Annotated in this window: 13 protein-coding genes; 5 read left to right on the forward strand and 8 right to left on the reverse strand. The window is 67.7% G+C overall.

The window, feature by feature from the left end:
- Positions 1-50: 50 nt before the first annotated feature.
- The gene (locus BMZ21_RS06700) at positions 51-431 is read left to right on the forward strand and encodes a PilZ domain-containing protein (protein ID WP_091831149.1); all 381 of its coding nucleotides are present in this window, start codon (positions 51-53) and stop codon (positions 429-431) included.
- Between the two features lie 7 nt (positions 432-438).
- On the opposite strand, the gene BMZ21_RS06705 is transcribed toward BMZ21_RS06700, so the two are convergent.
- Positions 439-1,680 (reverse strand): flavin-dependent oxidoreductase, encoded by a 1,242-nt coding sequence (locus BMZ21_RS06705; RefSeq protein ID WP_091831151.1) that lies wholly within the window; start codon positions 1,678-1,680, stop codon positions 439-441.
- A 281-nt stretch (positions 1,681-1,961) separates the two neighbouring features.
- Here BMZ21_RS06705 and BMZ21_RS06710 point away from each other — a divergent pair, with 281 nt between their 5' ends.
- The 3 genes from BMZ21_RS06710 (at position 1,962) to BMZ21_RS06720 (ending at position 4,252) form a co-directional block, all read left to right on the forward strand.
- Positions 1,962-2,234 (forward strand): HU family DNA-binding protein, encoded by a 273-nt coding sequence (locus BMZ21_RS06710; protein ID WP_066468590.1) that lies wholly within the window; start codon positions 1,962-1,964, stop codon positions 2,232-2,234.
- A 139-nt stretch (positions 2,235-2,373) separates the two neighbouring features.
- On the forward strand, positions 2,374-3,549 hold the full coding sequence (locus BMZ21_RS06715; protein WP_091831153.1) for a vWA domain-containing protein: 1,176 nt from the start codon (positions 2,374-2,376) through the stop codon (positions 3,547-3,549).
- A 103-nt stretch (positions 3,550-3,652) separates the two neighbouring features.
- Positions 3,653-4,252 carry a hypothetical protein gene (locus BMZ21_RS06720; protein WP_091831155.1) on the forward strand — a complete coding sequence of 200 codons (600 nt, stop codon included), beginning with the start codon at positions 3,653-3,655 and terminating at the stop codon, positions 4,250-4,252.
- 6 nt (positions 4,253-4,258) lie between these two features.
- On the opposite strand, the gene BMZ21_RS06725 is transcribed toward BMZ21_RS06720, so the two are convergent.
- The 3 genes from BMZ21_RS06725 to BMZ21_RS06735 form a co-directional block, all read right to left on the reverse strand.
- Complete coding sequence (locus BMZ21_RS06725) at positions 4,259-4,681, reverse strand: universal stress protein (RefSeq protein WP_091831157.1); 423 nt, start codon at positions 4,679-4,681, stop codon at positions 4,259-4,261.
- A 359-nt stretch (positions 4,682-5,040) separates the two neighbouring features.
- Entirely contained in the window at positions 5,041-5,361 is a 321-nt protein-coding gene (locus BMZ21_RS06730; protein ID WP_091832340.1) for a 2Fe-2S iron-sulfur cluster-binding protein, read from the reverse strand.
- Positions 5,362-5,562: 201 nt separating this feature from the next.
- A complete protein-coding gene (locus BMZ21_RS06735; RefSeq protein WP_091831159.1) occupies positions 5,563-5,898 on the reverse strand; it encodes an Hpt domain-containing protein in 336 nt (111 codons plus the stop codon).
- Positions 5,899-6,159: 261 nt separating this feature from the next.
- On the opposite strand from BMZ21_RS06735, the gene BMZ21_RS06740 reads away from it, so the two are divergent.
- Complete coding sequence (locus BMZ21_RS06740; protein WP_091831161.1) at positions 6,160-12,609, forward strand: apolipoprotein A-IV repeat region-like domain-containing protein; 6,450 nt, start codon at positions 6,160-6,162, stop codon at positions 12,607-12,609.
- 379 nt (positions 12,610-12,988) lie between these two features.
- Here BMZ21_RS06740 and BMZ21_RS06745 read toward each other — a convergent pair whose 3' ends face one another.
- From BMZ21_RS06745 to BMZ21_RS06760, 4 genes are all read right to left on the reverse strand, one after another.
- Positions 12,989-13,582 (reverse strand): ABC-type transport auxiliary lipoprotein family protein, encoded by a 594-nt coding sequence (locus BMZ21_RS06745; RefSeq protein WP_091832343.1) that lies wholly within the window; start codon positions 13,580-13,582, stop codon positions 12,989-12,991.
- Between the two features lie 11 nt (positions 13,583-13,593).
- A complete protein-coding gene (locus BMZ21_RS06750; protein WP_091831163.1) occupies positions 13,594-14,727 on the reverse strand; it encodes an MlaD family protein in 1,134 nt (377 codons plus the stop codon).
- 9 nt (positions 14,728-14,736) lie between these two features.
- Positions 14,737-15,453, reverse strand: coding sequence for an ABC transporter ATP-binding protein (locus BMZ21_RS06755; protein WP_091832346.1), 717 nt, complete (start codon positions 15,451-15,453; stop codon positions 14,737-14,739).
- Between the two features lie 129 nt (positions 15,454-15,582).
- Positions 15,583-16,728 (reverse strand): MlaE family lipid ABC transporter permease subunit, encoded by a 1,146-nt coding sequence (locus BMZ21_RS06760; RefSeq protein ID WP_091831165.1) that lies wholly within the window; start codon positions 16,726-16,728, stop codon positions 15,583-15,585.
- Positions 16,729-16,741: the final 13 nt, after the last annotated feature.

The following is a 16,741-nucleotide window of genomic DNA, read 5'->3' on the forward strand; positions in this document are numbered from 1 at the left end:
AGCATTAGCGGGCATGGTCTCAACCTGAGCTTGAACCAGGGCCATGGCCAATGTCCGCTGCAACGCCGTTCTCCGAACGCCGCCGCTCGGTCCGCAACCGGACCCTGATCGGCGGCAAGGTCATCTTCAACCAGCGCCAGTCGACGCTGGATTGCACGATCCGCAACCTGTCGGAAGACGGCGCCCTCCTGGTGTTCCCGGACAGCATCGCCCTGCCGGAGCTGTTCGAGCTCTATTTTCCGGTGAAGCGGGAAAGCCGGATGGTGCGCAGCCGCTGGCGCGACGCCGAGCGCATCGGCGTCTCCTTCGCCGCTGCCGCGAAGCAGGACGATGCGCCCGTACCGCTCGACCTGATGCGGCGCCTGCGCCAGCTCGAGCAGGAAAACACGGCGCTGAAGGCACGCATCGTCGAGTTGACGGAAGGCGCCTGAGTTTCCTTCAGCCCTTCGCCGGCTGCGCGACCGGGAGCACGGTCTTGCCGGCATAGGCCTTCACGATCTGCTCGCGCTTGCCATAGGGCAGGACGCGCTCGACATCGTCGAAGCCGTTGGGCGCGAGCGCCTCGACCGCATCGATGACGCGCTCGGGACCACCGCCGCGGTTCATCGCGACGATCTCTGCCGTCGCCGGCAGGCGCAGCGCCTCATAGGCGGCGAGCGCATGGCGCGGATGCTCGGCCTTGACCAGCAGGTCGGCGAGGCAGCGCGCATCGAGGATCGCCTGCGAGGCGCCGTTCGAGCCGACCGGGTACATCGGATGGGCGGCGTCGCCGAGCAGCGTCACCCGGCCATGGCTCCAGCGCGGCAGCGGATCGCGGTCGCACATCGGGTATTCCCAGAAGGTGCCGCTCGCCTGGATCAAGGCGAGGATATCGACGCCGGGCACGGTGAAACGCCGGGCGAAAGGCAGCACGTCCTCGAGCCGGCCTGCCTTCGACCAGGCCTCCTTCGGTGGCGGCTTGGCGGGATCACCGGTACGGATGTTGACGACCCAGTTGGTCAGGCGCGTCCCCGGGTTCTTGCCCTCGGCAATCGGGTAGAGCACCAGCTTGCCGGCCATGCCGCCGGCGATGATCATGCTCTCGCCATCCAGGAATGCCGGCCAGTCGCAGGCGCCGCGCCACATTTGCACGCCGTTCCAGCGCGGCCCGCCCTGATTCGGGAAGTAATGCGCGCGCACTGTCGAATGGATGCCGTCGGCGCCGATCAGGATATCGGCGCGCGCCGTCTCGCCGCCCTCGCCCAGCCTGGCGTCGGCGAAATGCGCGGTCACCCCGCCCTCGTCCTGCAGGAAGCCCTGCAGACGGCGGCCGGTACGGATCGCATCCGGCCCCAGACGCTCGACCACGGCGTCCCGGATCACGCCCTGAAGCCGGCCGCGATGGATCGAGAACTGCGGCACCGGAGCGCCCGCGTGCAGGCCGCGGAGCTCGCGCCAGACGGTCTGGCCGAAGCGGTTCATGTAGACCAGTTCGCGCGTCCGGATCGCCACGGCATCGAGGGCCGGGAGCAGGCCGAGCTCGGCCAGCTCTCGAATCGCGTGCGGCAGCGTGTTGATTCCGACGCCGACCTCGCGGATCTCGCTCGCCTGCTCGTAGACTGTCGCGGCGATGCCGCGCGCGTGCAGCATCAGGGCCAATGACAGTCCCCCGATACCGCCGCCGATGATGATGGCCTTCATGCCGCGTTCCGATCCCCCGAATTATTTCAAGCTTCAAATAACCCGAGGCGATTTGTCAATCGCTCCACAAAGCTGGTGAAAACCGCCCCAATTTCGCGGCTTTTGACAGGAACGAAGCCGATTGCTGTGCGTATGTACGGCCGATGCCGTCGTGTTTCGCCGGCAAGCATGCCAAATGGCGGGTTCGTGCGCGAGAGCGCGTCGATTCGCCGCGTTGCGCCCGTACCCGTTGGGATTCGGCGCAGCGTCAATTTTAACAAGATTGGTCTCAGGAGGTTTTCATGACCAAGAACGAACTGATCGCCGCGATCGCGGACGAGACGGGCAAGACCAAGGCCGATGTCTCGGCCATTCTCGGCTCGCTCGCCGGCGTGGTCGCCAAGACGCTGAAGTCGGGCGGCGACGTCACGCTCGGCGGCATCGGCAAGCTGGCGGCCGCCAAGCGCGAGGCCCGGGAGGCCCGCAACCCGTCGACCGGCGCGACCATCAAGGTTCCGGCCAAGACGGTCGTGAAATTCAAAGTCACCAAGGATCTGGCCGACGCCGTCGCCTGAGCCTTGCTAGACAGCGGCGGCTCCCACACCGCGTGTGGAGGCCGCTTGACCGATCAGCCTGCGCTGCAAGCTGATCGGTTAAACGGCCTTACGAGCCGCCGCAGCTTGACCTTGAGACGCTGCTAGCCACAGTAGCGCGATGTTCCTCCGCCTCTTCACCGATCTGCGCGCCGCCAAGGTCCCGGTCACCTTGCGCGAGTATCTTGCGCTGCTGGAGGGCGTCGAGGCAGAACTCGCCGAATACCGCGTCGACGAGTTCTACTATCTCGCCCGTGCCTGCCTGGTGAAGGACGAGCGCCATCTCGACCGTTTCGACCGCGTCTTCGCCGAGGTCTTCAAGGGCGTCGAGACCCTGGGCGAGGCCTTCGAGCAGGTCGGCATTCCTGAAGAGTGGCTGCGCAAGCTCGCCGAAAAGTTCCTCACCGACGAGGAGAAGGCCCAGATCGAGGCGCTCGGCTGGGAGAAGCTGCTGGAGACGCTGAAACAGCGCCTCGCCGAGCAGAAGGGCCGGCATCAGGGCGGCTCGAAATGGATCGGCACGGCCGGTACCTCGCCCTATGGCGCCTATGGCTACAACCCGGAAGGCGTGCGCATCGGCCAGGACAAGAACCGCAATTTCCGGGCGGTGAAGGTCTGGGACAAGCGCGAGTTCAAGGATTTCGACGACACGCGCGAGCTCGGCGTGCGCAATTTGCGGATCGCGCTGCGCCGCCTGCGCAAATTCGCCCGCACCGGCGCGGCCGAGGAGCTCGACCTCGACCAGACCATCACCGAAACCGCCAAGCACGGCTATCTCGACGTCAAGCTTCGGCCGGAGCGGCACAATGCGGTCAAGGTCCTGCTCTTCCTCGATGTCGGCGGCTCGATGGACTGGCATATCGAGCTGGCCGAAGAGCTGTTCTCGGCAGCGCGGGCCGAATTCAAGCATTTCGAGCATTTCTACTTCCACAATTGCCCCTATGAGCGGGTCTGGAAGGAGAACCGGCGCCGGCACGACCAGGTGATCCCGACCTTTGACGTGCTGCGCACCTACCCGGCCGATTATCGCCTCGTCTTCGTCGGCGATGCCTCGATGAGCCCCTATGAGATCGCCATGCCAGGCGGCTCGGTCGAGCATTGGAACGAGGAGGCCGGCGAGGTCTGGATGCGGCGGCTGACCGAGCGCTTCCCGAAATCGGTCTGGCTCAATCCGGTGCAGCAGAACCTCTGGGGCTACACTCAGTCGATCCGCCAGATCGCCGGGCTGATGGGCGGGCGGATGTTCCCGCTGACGCTCGACGGCCTGGATGGGGCGATGAAGGCGCTGACGCGCTAGACGCATGGCTCGTCATGCTCGGGCTCGACCGGAGCATCTTTTTCAGCAGATTCTCGAGGCTGCGCTTTGCTCCGCCTGAGAATGACGGCTAGAGCTTGCCGCCATGAGCCTCGCCGACGACGACACCACCCTGCCCTTCTGGCGCCAGCGACCGAAGCCGATCGGCTTCGAGATCGCCTATCGGCTCAAGGGCGACATGCTGGAGATCGATTCGACCCGCAAGGTCGACCAGGTCAGGCTCTCGGCCGTCGAGCAGGTGCGCTTCATCTATGCGCCCAGCAACGTCTCGTCGAAAGGCTTCCGGACCCAGTTGCGTCTGAGCGATGGCCGGACGATCAGCTTCGGCAACCTGTCCTGGCGCTCACTCACCGACATCGACCGCGACGATGCGCGCTATCACGCCTTCGTCACGGCGCTGTCGACCGCGATCGTGCGTGCGAATCCGAAAGCGCGCTTCCTCGGCGGCAAGCCCTATCTGCTCTGGCTGGCACTGGTGATCGCCGGCGGCGGCGCCATGCTGATGCTGACCTTCTTCAGCCTGCGTGCCCTGCAGCAGGGCGCGACCGCCGCAGCGGGGCTCGGGCTCGTGCTCGCGGCGGCCTCGTTCTGGCAGGTCTGGCCGATGATCCGGCTCAACCAGCCGAGAGACCTCGCGAGCGGCGAGGTCCCCGACGATCTCGTCCCGGGCCGCCTTGCGGCCTGAAGCTGCCTACCTGACCACCAGCACGGAGCACTTCGCCCGGCGCACGATGGTCGAGGCGTTCGAGCCGATCACATAGGCGAGCATGCCGGGCTCGTGCGAGCCGATGACGATCAGGTCGGCACCGCTGGCATCGGCCTCGGCCAGCACCTCGCCATGGACCGAGCCGACCAGGACCTTGGCCGAGACGCGCTCGGCCGGCAGATTCACCTTGGCGGCGATCTCGGCGAGCTTGGCTTCGGATTCGGATTGCTGGCCGGCGTCGAAATCGGCCGGCACGAATTCCATGTAGGTGATCGGCACAAGCGAGCGGACATAGATCAGCCTGATCGAGCCTTCGGACTGGGTGGCGAACCCCTCGGCCGCGGCGATGGCCGGTCCTGCCAGCTCGGCCTCGGCGAGATCGACCGGGACCAGAATCGATTTGTACATCGCATCCTCCTCCGGCGTGGCCCGCCCGGCCTGATGGTCGAACGATCGGAACCGACGCCTGCACACTATGTCGGAGCACGATCCCGCAAGGGAAGAGCGTCGCGTCGTCGCGATGGGCTCCGGCGTCCGACAGCGCGATCATGGCCGGAGCGAACGCGGCCGTCCTTGCGGTCGATCAAATGGGCCGACGAGCGCGCGCGAGCCCTCTCCGGGAACGGGGGAGGATCTGCGAGGGGCAGCGCTCAGGCTGGCCGGATGGGGCGTAGACCCCCTCTCTCTCCCCGTTCCGGGCGAGAGCCTGTCGCGATTCCGTGTCCATCGCTGCGATGGTCAGGAAAGACGGCGTGCTTCGTGAAAATTCAGCCCTGACGCGCCGGTGTGCGCACCACGAGGCCGTCGAGATCGTCCCGCACCCTGATCTGGCAAGACAGGCGCGAAGTCGGGCGCACGTCGAAGGCGAAGTCGAGCATGTCCTCCTCCATCGGCTCGGCGTGGCCGGCCTTCTCGGCCCAGGCCTCGTCGACATAGACATGACAGGTGGCACAGGCGCAGGCGCCGCCGCATTCGGCCTCGATGCCCGGCACGCCGTTGCGGACTGCGACCTCCATCACGGTCGAGCCCGTCTCGCCCTCGACCGTGCGGCTGGTGCCCTGGGCGTCGATGTAAGTGATCTTCGGCATCGTGAACTCCGGCCGCCTGGCGACGGCTGCGCGGCTGGCGCGGTCGGGAGGAACCGGCCGGGCTTCCTGGCGGGCCACGGGCAGGTTCGCGAAAGGGACATCGTCCGCGAGCGGGGAGCCCGCCGACATCGCATCTCTAGAAGATTTCGAAAGCGCGCGAAACGGCGATCTCCGCCGTGCCGCCCCTGCCGTCCTGCGGCGTCAGGCCGCGCAGTCGAGCCGGGAGATCACGGCGCGCGCCTCGGCCGCGGCGAGCGTCAGCGCGTCCAGCGCATCCTCGCGCGGCGCGGCATCGGCCTTTGTCAGTTGCTGCTCGATCAGGTCGGCGGCCTCGGCCACCTGCCAGGCGCCGATGGCGCGGGCAGCTCCCTTCAAGGTATGGGCGGCATCGCGGCCGACACTGGCGTCTCCGGCATGGATGGCGCGCAGCTGGCGGGCGCATTGCTGGGCGAACAGCGTCAGCAGCTCGCGCTCCAGCTCGGCATCGCCGCCGCTCTGGCGGGCGAGATGCACGAGATCGATGGCAGTCTGGGGCATGGGGAACTCGGTTCTTGTCTAAGCCGCGGAACTCGCGCAGCCTTCTGACCCCTCATGAAGCGCCGTTATGGTGAATGAGGCGTTAACGACGTTTGTGAATCAGACGGTCAAACGGGTTTCAATCCCTGCTTGCCTCAACTACCCTTCGAGACAGTAAACGATGGGCGTCGTGTCGCTAGTAGGAGCCGGCTGGAGGCTGCCGGTTGCTGCTCTGCGGCGGACAGTGGCGCCCGTCGCAAGTGGCGTAGCGAGGCGGCATTCATGACCCGGCAGAACAAGCTCCAGGATCCGACCGAAGCGGCAATGTCGGCGATCGAGGAGGCGCTGAGGCTCGATCCGTCGAAGACCGAGGGCCAGTCTCCGGCCGAACCGAGGCTGCCCTCGACCGGGGAGAACGAGCTCAAGATCGAGCTGCCTCGGGTCGAAAGCGCTCCGGCCAGTGCCGACGCCGTATCCGAACCGCTTCCCGCGCCCTCCCGCCCGGCCATCGCGCCGGACACCAGCCGCGTCGCCAATGACGACCGCCGCGACTCCTCTTCACTCGTCCAGGCCTTCGCCGTCCGCCCCTCCGGCAGGCCCTATTGGCTGGCTGTCCTGGCCGCTTTCGTCTGGCTCGGCGGTATCGGCTTCACGCTCGTCAGCCGATACGGCTCGTTCACCGATGGCCTGCCGGCCGGCATGGCCGCCTGGGGACCCGGGCAGTGGGCCCTGCTCGCCTTCGGCGCCGGCACGCCGGTGGTCTTCTTCTTCGTGCTGGCGGCGCTCTATCGCCGCACGCAGGAAATGCGGCTGGTCTCGCGCGCAATGACCGAGGTCGCGCTGCGCCTGGCCGAGCCGGAAGTCGTCGCGACGGATTCCGTCCTGTCGCTGAGCCAGACCATCCGTCGCGAGGTCGCCGCCATGGGCGACGGCATCGAGCGCGCGGTTGCCCGCGCCGGCGAGCTCGAGACCATCGTTCGCGGCGAGATCGCGACGCTGGAACGCGCCTATGCCGACAACGAGATCCGGCTGCGCTCCCTCATCGACGAGCTGGTGACCCAGCGCGAATCCGTCGTCGGCAATGCCGAGCGGGTGAAGTTTGCGATCTCAGGCGCGCATGAGAGCATCACCAAGGACCTGGAAACCGCCAGCCGCTCGATCGCCGAGGCTGTTGCCGAGGCGGGCGAGCGCGTCACCTCGCGCCTGACCGACAAGGGCGACCAGATCACGCTGGCCCTGGGCCATGCCGGCGAGCGCATGGTCGACGAGATCAGCGGCCGCGGCAACGACCTGGTCGAGCGCCTGCAGTCGACGTCGCACGACGTCAGCGAGCGCATGACCGCCGCCAGCCAGTCGGTCACCGCCGTGCTCGACAACCGCGCCCAGGAGATCGCCGGTTCGCTGGAGCGCACCGGCGCCGTCCTCACCGAGGGCCTGACCGCCGGCGCCCGCGACGTCACCCGCGCCATCAGCGAGACCGGCGCGCAGGTCGTCGAGTCGCTGGCGAGTCGCGCCGAGGCCGTCAACGAGACGCTGCGCTCGACCGGCGACACCCTCGCCGAGGAGATCAGCCAGCGCGGCGCGACCGTCGCCGAGCGCTTCGAGCAAAGTGGGCGCACGCTGGTCGACCTGTTCGACACGCAGAGCACCAGCCTGACCCAGCGCCTGACCGAGACCGGCGAGAGCCTGCGTACGTCGATCAGCAGCGAGGGCGAGAGCGTCACCACGCGCCTGGCCGAGGTCGGCCGCGGCGTGCACATGCTGCTCGGCAAGCAGAACGAGCTTGTTGTCAGCCGCATCCAGGAGGCCGGCGACACCGTCCACGGCCTGATCGCCAGCCAGGGCGAGACGCTGGTCGAAAAGCTCGAAGGCACCGTCCAGACCGTCGACAACCTGCTGCGCGAGAAGACCGATTCGATCACCCTGCGCTTCGACGAGGCCGGCAAGGGTCTGCACAACCTGATCGGCGAGCGCGGCGAGGAACTGACCGCCCGCATCTCCGCCGTCGGCGCGACCGTGCACAGCCTGTTCTCGGAAGAGGCGAGCAGCCTCGTCACCCGCCTTTCCGACGTCGGCCATGAGGTCCGCAGCACGATCGGCGAGCAGGGCGACCATCTGGTCGGCCGTCTGGCCGAGACCGGCCAGCGCCTGCAGGAAGCGATCAGCGAGCGCGGTGACGGGCTGGTGCTGCGCATGGCCGAGATCGGCCAGGGAGTCGAGCATGCGATCGGCGAGCGTGCCGACAGCATCGTCAGTCGCGTGGCCGATGCCGGCCGCAGCGTCGAGGCCATGATCGGCGAGCGCGGCGACGGTCTCGTCTCCCGGCTGTCCGAGACCACCTATGAGATCGAGCAGACGCTTGGCGGCCGCGCCGACGGCATCGTCGCGCGCATCGCCGATGCCAGCCGCGGCATCGAGAGCGTGATCGGCGAGCGTGGCGACGGCCTCGTCGCCAAGCTGTCGGAGACCACCGAGGAGATTCACCGGACGCTCGGCGACCGCGCCGAGGGCATCGTCGCCCGCGTCGCCCATGCCGGCCGCGACGTCGAATCGGCGATCGGCGAGCGTGGCGACGGGCTGATCGCCCGCCTGTCCGAGGTCGCGCGCGAGGTCCATGCCACGATCGGCGAGCGCGGCGACAGCCTCGTCGCCCGCCTGTCGGATGTCGGCACCGAGGTCCACACCGCGATCGGCAGCCAGCGCGAGACGCTGGTGACCCAGCTCACCGATGCCGGCGCCAGCGTGCGCAACATTCTGATCGCCGAGGGCGAAGCGCTCAGCGGCCGCGTCATCGCAACCGGCCAGGACATGCAGGAGCTGCTCTCCGGCCAGAGCCAGGCCCTCGTCACCCGCGTCGCCGATGTCGGCCGCTCGGTGCATGGCCTGCTGGCGGAGCGCGGCAACGCCCTGATCGACCGGCTGGCCGAAGCGAGCGGGACCGCGCATCGCCAGCTCGACGAGACCGGCGAAGCGCTCGCCGCCAAGATCCTCGCCGCCAGCGAGACGGCGAAATCGGTCATCGACGACCAGCACAGCGGCTTCATTGCCCGCCTCGGCCAGGCCGGGGACGAGGTCGGCGCCCTGCTCGGCACGCAGCGCGATGCGATCATCGCCGGCCTCACCGCCACCGGCCGCGAGGTCCATAGCCTCATCGGCGAGCAGAGCCAGAGCTTGGCCAGCCGTCTCGACGAAGCGACCAAATCCCTCGCCGACGCGATCAATGTCGACGGGCGCGAGATCGCCGACCGCGTCACCGACGCGGCGACAGCCCTGCGCGGTACCTTCACGACCGAGGCCGAGCGTGCCAGCAGCCTGCTCGCCGCGACCGGCAAGGACGTGGTCATCGCCCTCACCCAGCAGGGTGGCCGGGTCAACCAGGCGCTCGCCGCCAATGCCGAATCGCTGCTGCGTTCGGTCGATGCCCGCTCGCAGGCGCTCAACGAGTCGCTCGCCAGCAAGCATGACGCGCTGAACCGCCTCTTCGACGTCCAGGGTCGCGAGATCGAGGCGACGATCGGCGCTCGCCTCGGCGCCTTCGAGGAAATCATCGTCACCCGCGGCGGCACGCTGGCCGCCAAGCTCGGCCACGACGCCCGCTCCTTCACCGACCAGGTGACGCTGCGCCTCGGCCAGGTCGAGAAGCTGCTCGGCGAGGAAGGCCAGGCGCTGGCGGAGCGGATCGGCGAGCGCTCGCAGCACGCCGCCGAGACCATGATGGCGCGCACGCAGGAAGCGGCCGCCGCCATGGAGACGCAGATCAAGATCTTCGAGGAGCGTTCCAGCGCCAAGAGCGCCGAGATCGCGACTTCGCTCGACGGGCTCATCGCCCGCATCGACGGCAATCTCGGTTCGCGCGCCAGCGCGCTCAACGAGGCGTTGGTCGAGCGCACGGTCGACATCGCCCGGGTCATGGCCGAGGGCGGGCGCGAGGTCACCCGTGCCCTCACCGCCAAGGCCGACGAGATCGGCGAGATCGTCACCACGAAGAGCGAGGCGCTCACGCAGACGCTCGCCGAGAAGGCCGACAGCATCAATGCGACGCTGGGCGGGCGCGCTTTGCAGATCGCCGATACGCTCGACCAGAGCGTGGCGCGGTTCGAGGAGCGCGTCGTCAACCGGCTCGACACGGTCTCCGGCACGCTCGACGCGCGCGGCAGCCAGATCGCGCAGACCCTGCAGGGCACCGCAGATTCGATCGCCGGCTCGCTCGGCGACCGCACCGAGGAACTGCGCGCCCTGTTCGACGGCAAGGGTACCGGCCTGATCACCCTGCTCGACGAGCGCGGCAACCAGATCGTCCAGACGCTGCAAGGCACCGCGGATGCGGTCACCGGCTCGCTCAGTGCCCGCACCGACGAGCTGCGTGCCCTGTTCGAGGGCAAGGGCACCGGCCTGATCACCCTGCTCGATCAGCAGGGCAACAAGATCGTCCAGACCCTGGACGGCGCCGCGGCCTCGGTCGCGGTATCGTTCAGTGCGCGCACCGACGAGCTTCGTGCCCTGTTCGACGACAAGGGCACCGGCCTGGTCACCCTGCTCGACCAGCACGGCAACCAGATCGCGCAGACGCTGCAGGAGAAGTCGGACGGCATCGCGGCCGCGCTCTCCGACCGTTCGAACGAGCTGCGCGCCGTGTTCGACGAGCGCGGCGGCGGTATCCTCAATGCGCTCGGCCATCGCGGCAGCCAGATTGCCCAGATCCTGCAGGAGCGCTCGGAGGGCATCGCCACCGCCCTCTCAGGCCGCACCGAGGAATTGCGCGCCGTGTTCGACGAGCGTGGCGGCGACATGCTGAACACGCTCGACCAGCACAGCCGCAACCTGACCCGGACCCTGGCGGAGCAGTCGAACGGGATGAGCTCGGCGCTCATCACGCGCACCGAGGAACTCCGCGCCCTGTTCGACGAGCGCGGCAACGGTGTGGTCGATGCGATCGGCCGCAAGGGCGTGACGCTCGCCAACCAGTTCGCCAACCTCGGCGAGGCCCTGGTCAACAATATCGAGACCCGCGGCAACAGCATGGTCGCCGGCCTGCAGGAGCGCAGCGCCGAGATCAGCCAGGCGCTCGAGCTTGCTTCGGGCGCGCTGCGCGAGACGATCGAGAGCGGCACCAACCACTCCGTCGAAGCGCTGCTCAAGACCAACGAGCAACTGCGCAGCGAGCTCGGCAGCATGCTGGGCCGCCTCGGCGAGGCCAACAAGCTGATGCAGCAGATCGTCACCGGCGCGAACAAGAATCTCGCGGCGGTCGAAGGCAGCCTGTCGGGCCGGGTCGAGGAGTTGCAGAACGTGCTCTCGACGGTGGTGCAGGAGACCAACCGGACCTCCGAGCAGGTCGCGAGCCAGATCGCGACGCTGAAGGGCTATTCGGAAGGAACGCTGCGCGACACCGCAGCACTGATCTCCCGGATCGACGCGCAGGGCTCGTCGATGACCGAGACCACGCAGGCCAACGCCGCGGCGCTCAACGCCGTCGCGCAGCGGCTGGAGCAGGTCGAGGCCCGCGTCGGCAACGTCCTGGCCGACCGCAAGGAGGCGCTGGAGCACCTGCACGAGCTGATCTCGACGCGCACCGACGACATCGAGCAGATCACTCGCTCCTTCTCCTCGGCGCTCGACGATTCGCTCAGCAACGCCGAGACGCGCACCCGCCAGCTCAGCACCGTGCTCGGCGACGCAGCCGAGTCCACCAGCAGCGCCATCGCCCAGCAATTCGACTCGATCCGCGCCGCCAGCGGCCGCGAGCGCGAAGCGACGGCGCTGGCCCTGCGCGCCGCCTATGAGGAGGTGGTCAACGAGATCTCCGGCGAGTTCGCCAAGGTCACCGAGCGCTTCCAGAGCGCCGCCGAGGACATGCGGGCCATGTCTGCGGAGATCCATCGCGAGCTCGAGTCGACCCGGACCGAGCTCAAGAAGGGCGTGCTCGAGCTGCCGCGCGAGACGCAGGAATCGACCGCCGCCATGCGCCGCGTCGTCGCCGACCAGATCAAGGCGCTCAACGAGCTGACCGAGATCGTCTCGCGCTCGGGCCGCAGCAGCGATGTCGCGCGCCCACAGGGCGAGCGGCGGCCGACGACGAGCTATCAGCAGCCGGTCCCGGTCGTCAGCGCCGCGTCCTCGATCGCGGTGCAGAGCGCGCCGGTGCTGACCGAGCCGCTACGCGCCTCGATCGATCCGACGCCGGAGCCGGCCCGGGCCGAGACGCAGGCGGCGCCAGTGCGCCCGGCCCCTGCCCCCGAGCCGGTACGGCCTGAGGTTCAGCGCGCCGAGCCGGCTCGCCGCGCCGCCGTCGAGCAGCCTGCCCCCGCCAAGTCGGGTTGGCTCTCGGACCTGCTCAGCCGCGCCTCACGCGACGACCGGGCGCCGGAAGCGGCCAAGCCGACGGCGCATAGCATCGAGAAGCTCGATTCGCTCTCGGTCGACATCGCCCGGATGATCGACCATGACGCGGCCGTCGAGCTCTGGGAGCGCTACAAGCGCGGCGAGCGCAACGTCTTCACCCGCCGGCTCTATACGCTGCAGGGCCAGCAGACCTTCGACGAGATCCGGCGCAAATACCGCCGCGACACCGAGTTCAAGGAGACGGTCGACCGCTATATCGAGGAGTTCGAGCGCCTGCTCGGCGAAGCGGCCAAGGACGACCGCGACTCGATGGTAGCGAAGACCTACCTGACCTCGGAAACCGGCAAGGTCTACACCATGCTGGCCCATGCCAGCGGGCGCTTCGAGTAAGAACAGCCCTTGCGCGCAAACCAGAAGAGGCCGCCCGGGAGGCGGCCTCTTTTGCTTCTGCGTGCCCCCGCTCCGATGCGAGGCAATGTCTGATCGTGTGAGCGCTCATACTGAGGAGCTATTTCGCTGCAAATTGCGTCCCGCAGGATGCTCCAGCAGGTTCCGGAGCCTCATGGGCCATCCTTCGGGACGCCGCCGACGCGGCTCCTCTGGATGGGGGCTTCCGGGCGAGATGCCATCGAGGAGACAGCACCGCCCCATCGCGCCATCGCGCCATCGCGCCATCGTCAGTTGCTGAGCCTGAAGATTGCTGTCCAGCAGGGATCGGGTGGGCGAGGTCTGCGGACGCGCTGCGCCACGATGCCGTAGGCGCAGGCCTTCAGCGCGCCCAGCGGGCGATCTGGATCAGCACCTGGGACAGTGCCTGGTCGAGGGCCTGCGCCGCCCCCGCCCCCTCGGCGCCAGCGGGAACGCGGGCCGAGAACAGCCTGGCGCGCTGGACCTTGCCGGTGCGGTCGCCGATCAGCTTGGCGGTGATCTCGACCACGGCCTGGCCGCTAGCGGCGTCGATGTTGAAGGCGCGGATATCGGTGTTGAGCTGGAAATCGGGCACGATGCGTTCGCCCGGCCGTCCAACGGCAGCGATGCGGCTGCCGTTCTCGAAGGTCTGGATCAGGCGGGTCTGCACCAGATTGGGCACCCGGTCGGCCCATTGTGCACCGCCGAGGAAGGAAAGCGCGCCGCTCGAATCCTTGACGATCAGCCGGTCGGAATCGAGCGCCTGCACCGCCGTGGGCTGGGCGACGATCAACACGCCGCCACCGCCGCCGATGCGGCCGAAATCGCGTGGTGCCGAGAGGTCATAGGTCGTCGGCGCCGATCCGCCGCCGCAGCCGGCCAGCAGCAAAGAGCCTGCCGCCGCCAGAGACAGGGCGCGCAGACGACGACGAAGCAGCGAGGGCAGAATCGGCATGATCATATCGGCTAGCGCGATCCGCTGTATTGGGGAAGCGGCGGACGGCCGCCGAAGATGAACTGCTGGGGATTGCGCTCGACATTGCGCAGGACACGGTTGAGATCCCCGAGCGTACGCTTGCCGTCGGATGCCAGCGTTTCGAGATCGCGCAGGCCGGGGCCGGTGAAGCGGTTGATGCCGACGGTGATCTCCGCAGTGCGCTTGTCGAGATTGTCGGCCAACACCCGAATCGATTTCGCGGCATTGGCGACCTCGGCGAACGCGCCCTGCCCGTCCTGCGTATTCAGGAAGGCCTGCGCGGCCTTGAGTACGCCCTCGACCTGATCGGCGGCGCGGTTCAGCTTGTCGGTGATCGAGGCGACGTCGCTGACCGCCTTCGACACATCCGCGCTCGATCCGCCGAGCGCAGCGGTGAACTTGTCGACGTTCTCGATGATACCGGTGATCTTCGCGCGATCGATCGAGCGGACCACCGAGGTCAGTTCCTCGCTCAGCGTTCCCAGCTTCTGCGATAGCGGTGCGATCGTATCGGCGATCTGGCCGAAGCTCGACATCAGCTTGTCGATGTTGCCGGAATTGTCGCCGAGCGCCTGCGAGAATTTCTCGACATTGCGGACGGTGTTGGTGATCGAGCCGGCGTTTGTCTTGATCAGCCCGTCGAGATTGCCGAGCACCTCGTCGGCCTTTTTGGAAACATTGCGGACCGATTCGATGATGTCCTGCAGCTCGGAGCGCTCCGCGACGATAGTCGGCAGCGTCTCGCCGGGCTTGGCCTGCAGCACCGGGGCATCCGGCTCGCCGCCGATCAGCTGCAGCGCGACCACGCCGGCAAGCCCCTGCGCCTCGATGCGGGCGCGCGTGTCGACCCGCAGCGGCGTGGTGTTGTCGACCTCGATCACACCGAAAATGCGGCGCGGATCGTCGGGCTGCAGGCCGATCTGCTTGACCTCGCCGACCCGCAGGCCGTTGAAGAGCACGCTGGAGCCGCGTCCCAGGCCTGTGACCGTCCCGGTGAAGATCACGCGAACGTCCTGCTTGCGGCCGCCGCCACCGCTGCCGAACCAGTAGACGAAGCCGAACATCGCCGCGATCACCGCAAGCGTGAAGAGGCCGACTAGGGCGTAGTTGGCACGGGATTCCATCGCGAGCGGTCAGGTCCTCGTTTGATCCGCGGGCAACCGGGCGCGTGCCCGCTCGCCGCCGAAATACGCCTTGAGCCAGGGATGATCGGAAGCCAGCATGGTGGCGAGCGGACCGACCGCGATGACACGCTTGTCCGCCAAGGCGGCTATCCTGTCGCAAGCTACGTAAAGACTATCGAGATCATGGGTTACCATGAACACTGTCAGGCCCAAAGTCTGCTTGAGCGTCATAATCAGCTCATCGAACTCGGCGGCACCGATCGGATCGAGGCCGGAGGTCGGCTCGTCCAGGAAAACGATCTCGGGATCGAGCGCCAGCGCCCGGGCGAGGGCCGCACGCTTGATCATACCACCGGACAGTTCGGAGGGCGTCTTGTCGGCCGCATCGGGCTTCAAGCCGACCATCTCGATCTTGAGCATGGCGAGCTCTTCCAGCAGGCCCGGCGAGAGCTGGAGATATTCGCGCATCGGTACCTGGATGTTCTGCTTGACGGTCAGCGCCGAGAACAGCGCGCCCTGCTGGAACATCACGCCGAAGCGACGCTCGAGCCGCCGCCTGCCGCGCGGATCGAGCTTGTCGACGTTCTCGCCGAAGACCTCGATCGAGCCACGCTGCTTGCGCACGAGACCGAGGATGGTGCGGGTCAGCACCGACTTGCCCTGGCCGGATCCCCCGACGAAGCCGAGAATTTCACCACGCATCACATCGAGATCGAGCCCGTCCATGATCACCTTATCGCCGAAGGCGACCTTCAGATCACGAACGCGAATCACCGCCTCGGGTTCCTCACCGCCCGACGCTTGTGGTTCGCGCGGGCCGGCCTGAGAGGGTCTGTCGAGCACGTTCAGCTCCCCTCACATCCTGATCGAGGCGAAGAACATCGCGAACAGCCCGTCGACCACGATCACCATGAAGATCGCCTTCACCACCGAGGCCGTCACCTGATGGCCGAGCGATTCGGCCGAGCCCTTGACCGCCAATCCCTCGATCGAGGCGATCAATCCGATCACGAATGCCATGAACGGGGCTTTGATGAGGCCGACAGCGAAATGCTGCCAGGTGATCACGGATTTCAGGCGTTCGAGATAGGTGTCGAGGCCGATGCCGCCATAGAGCCAGCTCACCAGGCCAGCGCCGATAAGCCCGGACATCGCCGAGATGAAGGTCAGGATCGGCAGCGAGATGATGAGCGCCAGGATGCGCGGCACCACCAGCACTTCGATCGGGTCGAGCCCCATCACCCTCAGCGCGTCGATCTCCTCGCGCATCTTCATCGAGCCGATCTCGGCCGTGAAGGCGGAGCCGGAGCGGCCGGCGACCATGATCGAGGTCAGCAGTACCGAGAGCTCGCGCAAGACGAGGATGCCGGTCAAGTTGACGACGAAGGCTGTGGCGCCGAAGCGCTGGAGCTGGAAGATGCCCTGCTGCGCGACGATGCAGCCGACGAGAAACGAGATCAGGATGATGATCGGCGCGCCGTTGAAGGCGATCAGCTCGATCTGGTTGATCAGCGAAGGCCCGCGGAAGCGCCGCGGCCCGAACAGGGCGCTGACGCAGCCCGCCATCACCTCGCCGAGGAAGACGGCGCCACCGGCAAGGTCACGGCCGAAGCGGATGACGGCCTGGCCGATGTCGACGAGGATCGTGACGAGCCCGATCGGTCGGATCGGCGGCTCGTAGTCGGTGACATTGCGCTCGACCTCGCGCAGGAGCACCGCATGCTCCGGACGGCGGCTCACCAACTCGATGGCTACGCCCTTCGCCTCGCCTGCCTGCTTCACCTGGTCGAGCAGATAGGCGCCGAGCGTGTCGAGGCGCTCGATCTCCGATAGGTCGAGGCGCGCCTGGCGGACGCCGCCGACGCGCTCGGACAATTCGCTGGTCAGGGCTTCCAGGCGCGGCGCCCGCCCAACGCTCCAGCGACCGGCCAGAGACACAACGAGGACGCCGCCATCGTCGCGATAGACCGCCTGCGGCTCAACGTCGTCGACGACAGCCATGCCGGCTCGCCTG

Origin of the sequence: Allobosea lupini, from assembly GCF_900109525.1 — a bacterium.
In the GTDB taxonomy this organism is placed as follows: Bacteria; Pseudomonadota; Alphaproteobacteria; order Rhizobiales; family Beijerinckiaceae; genus Allobosea; species Allobosea lupini.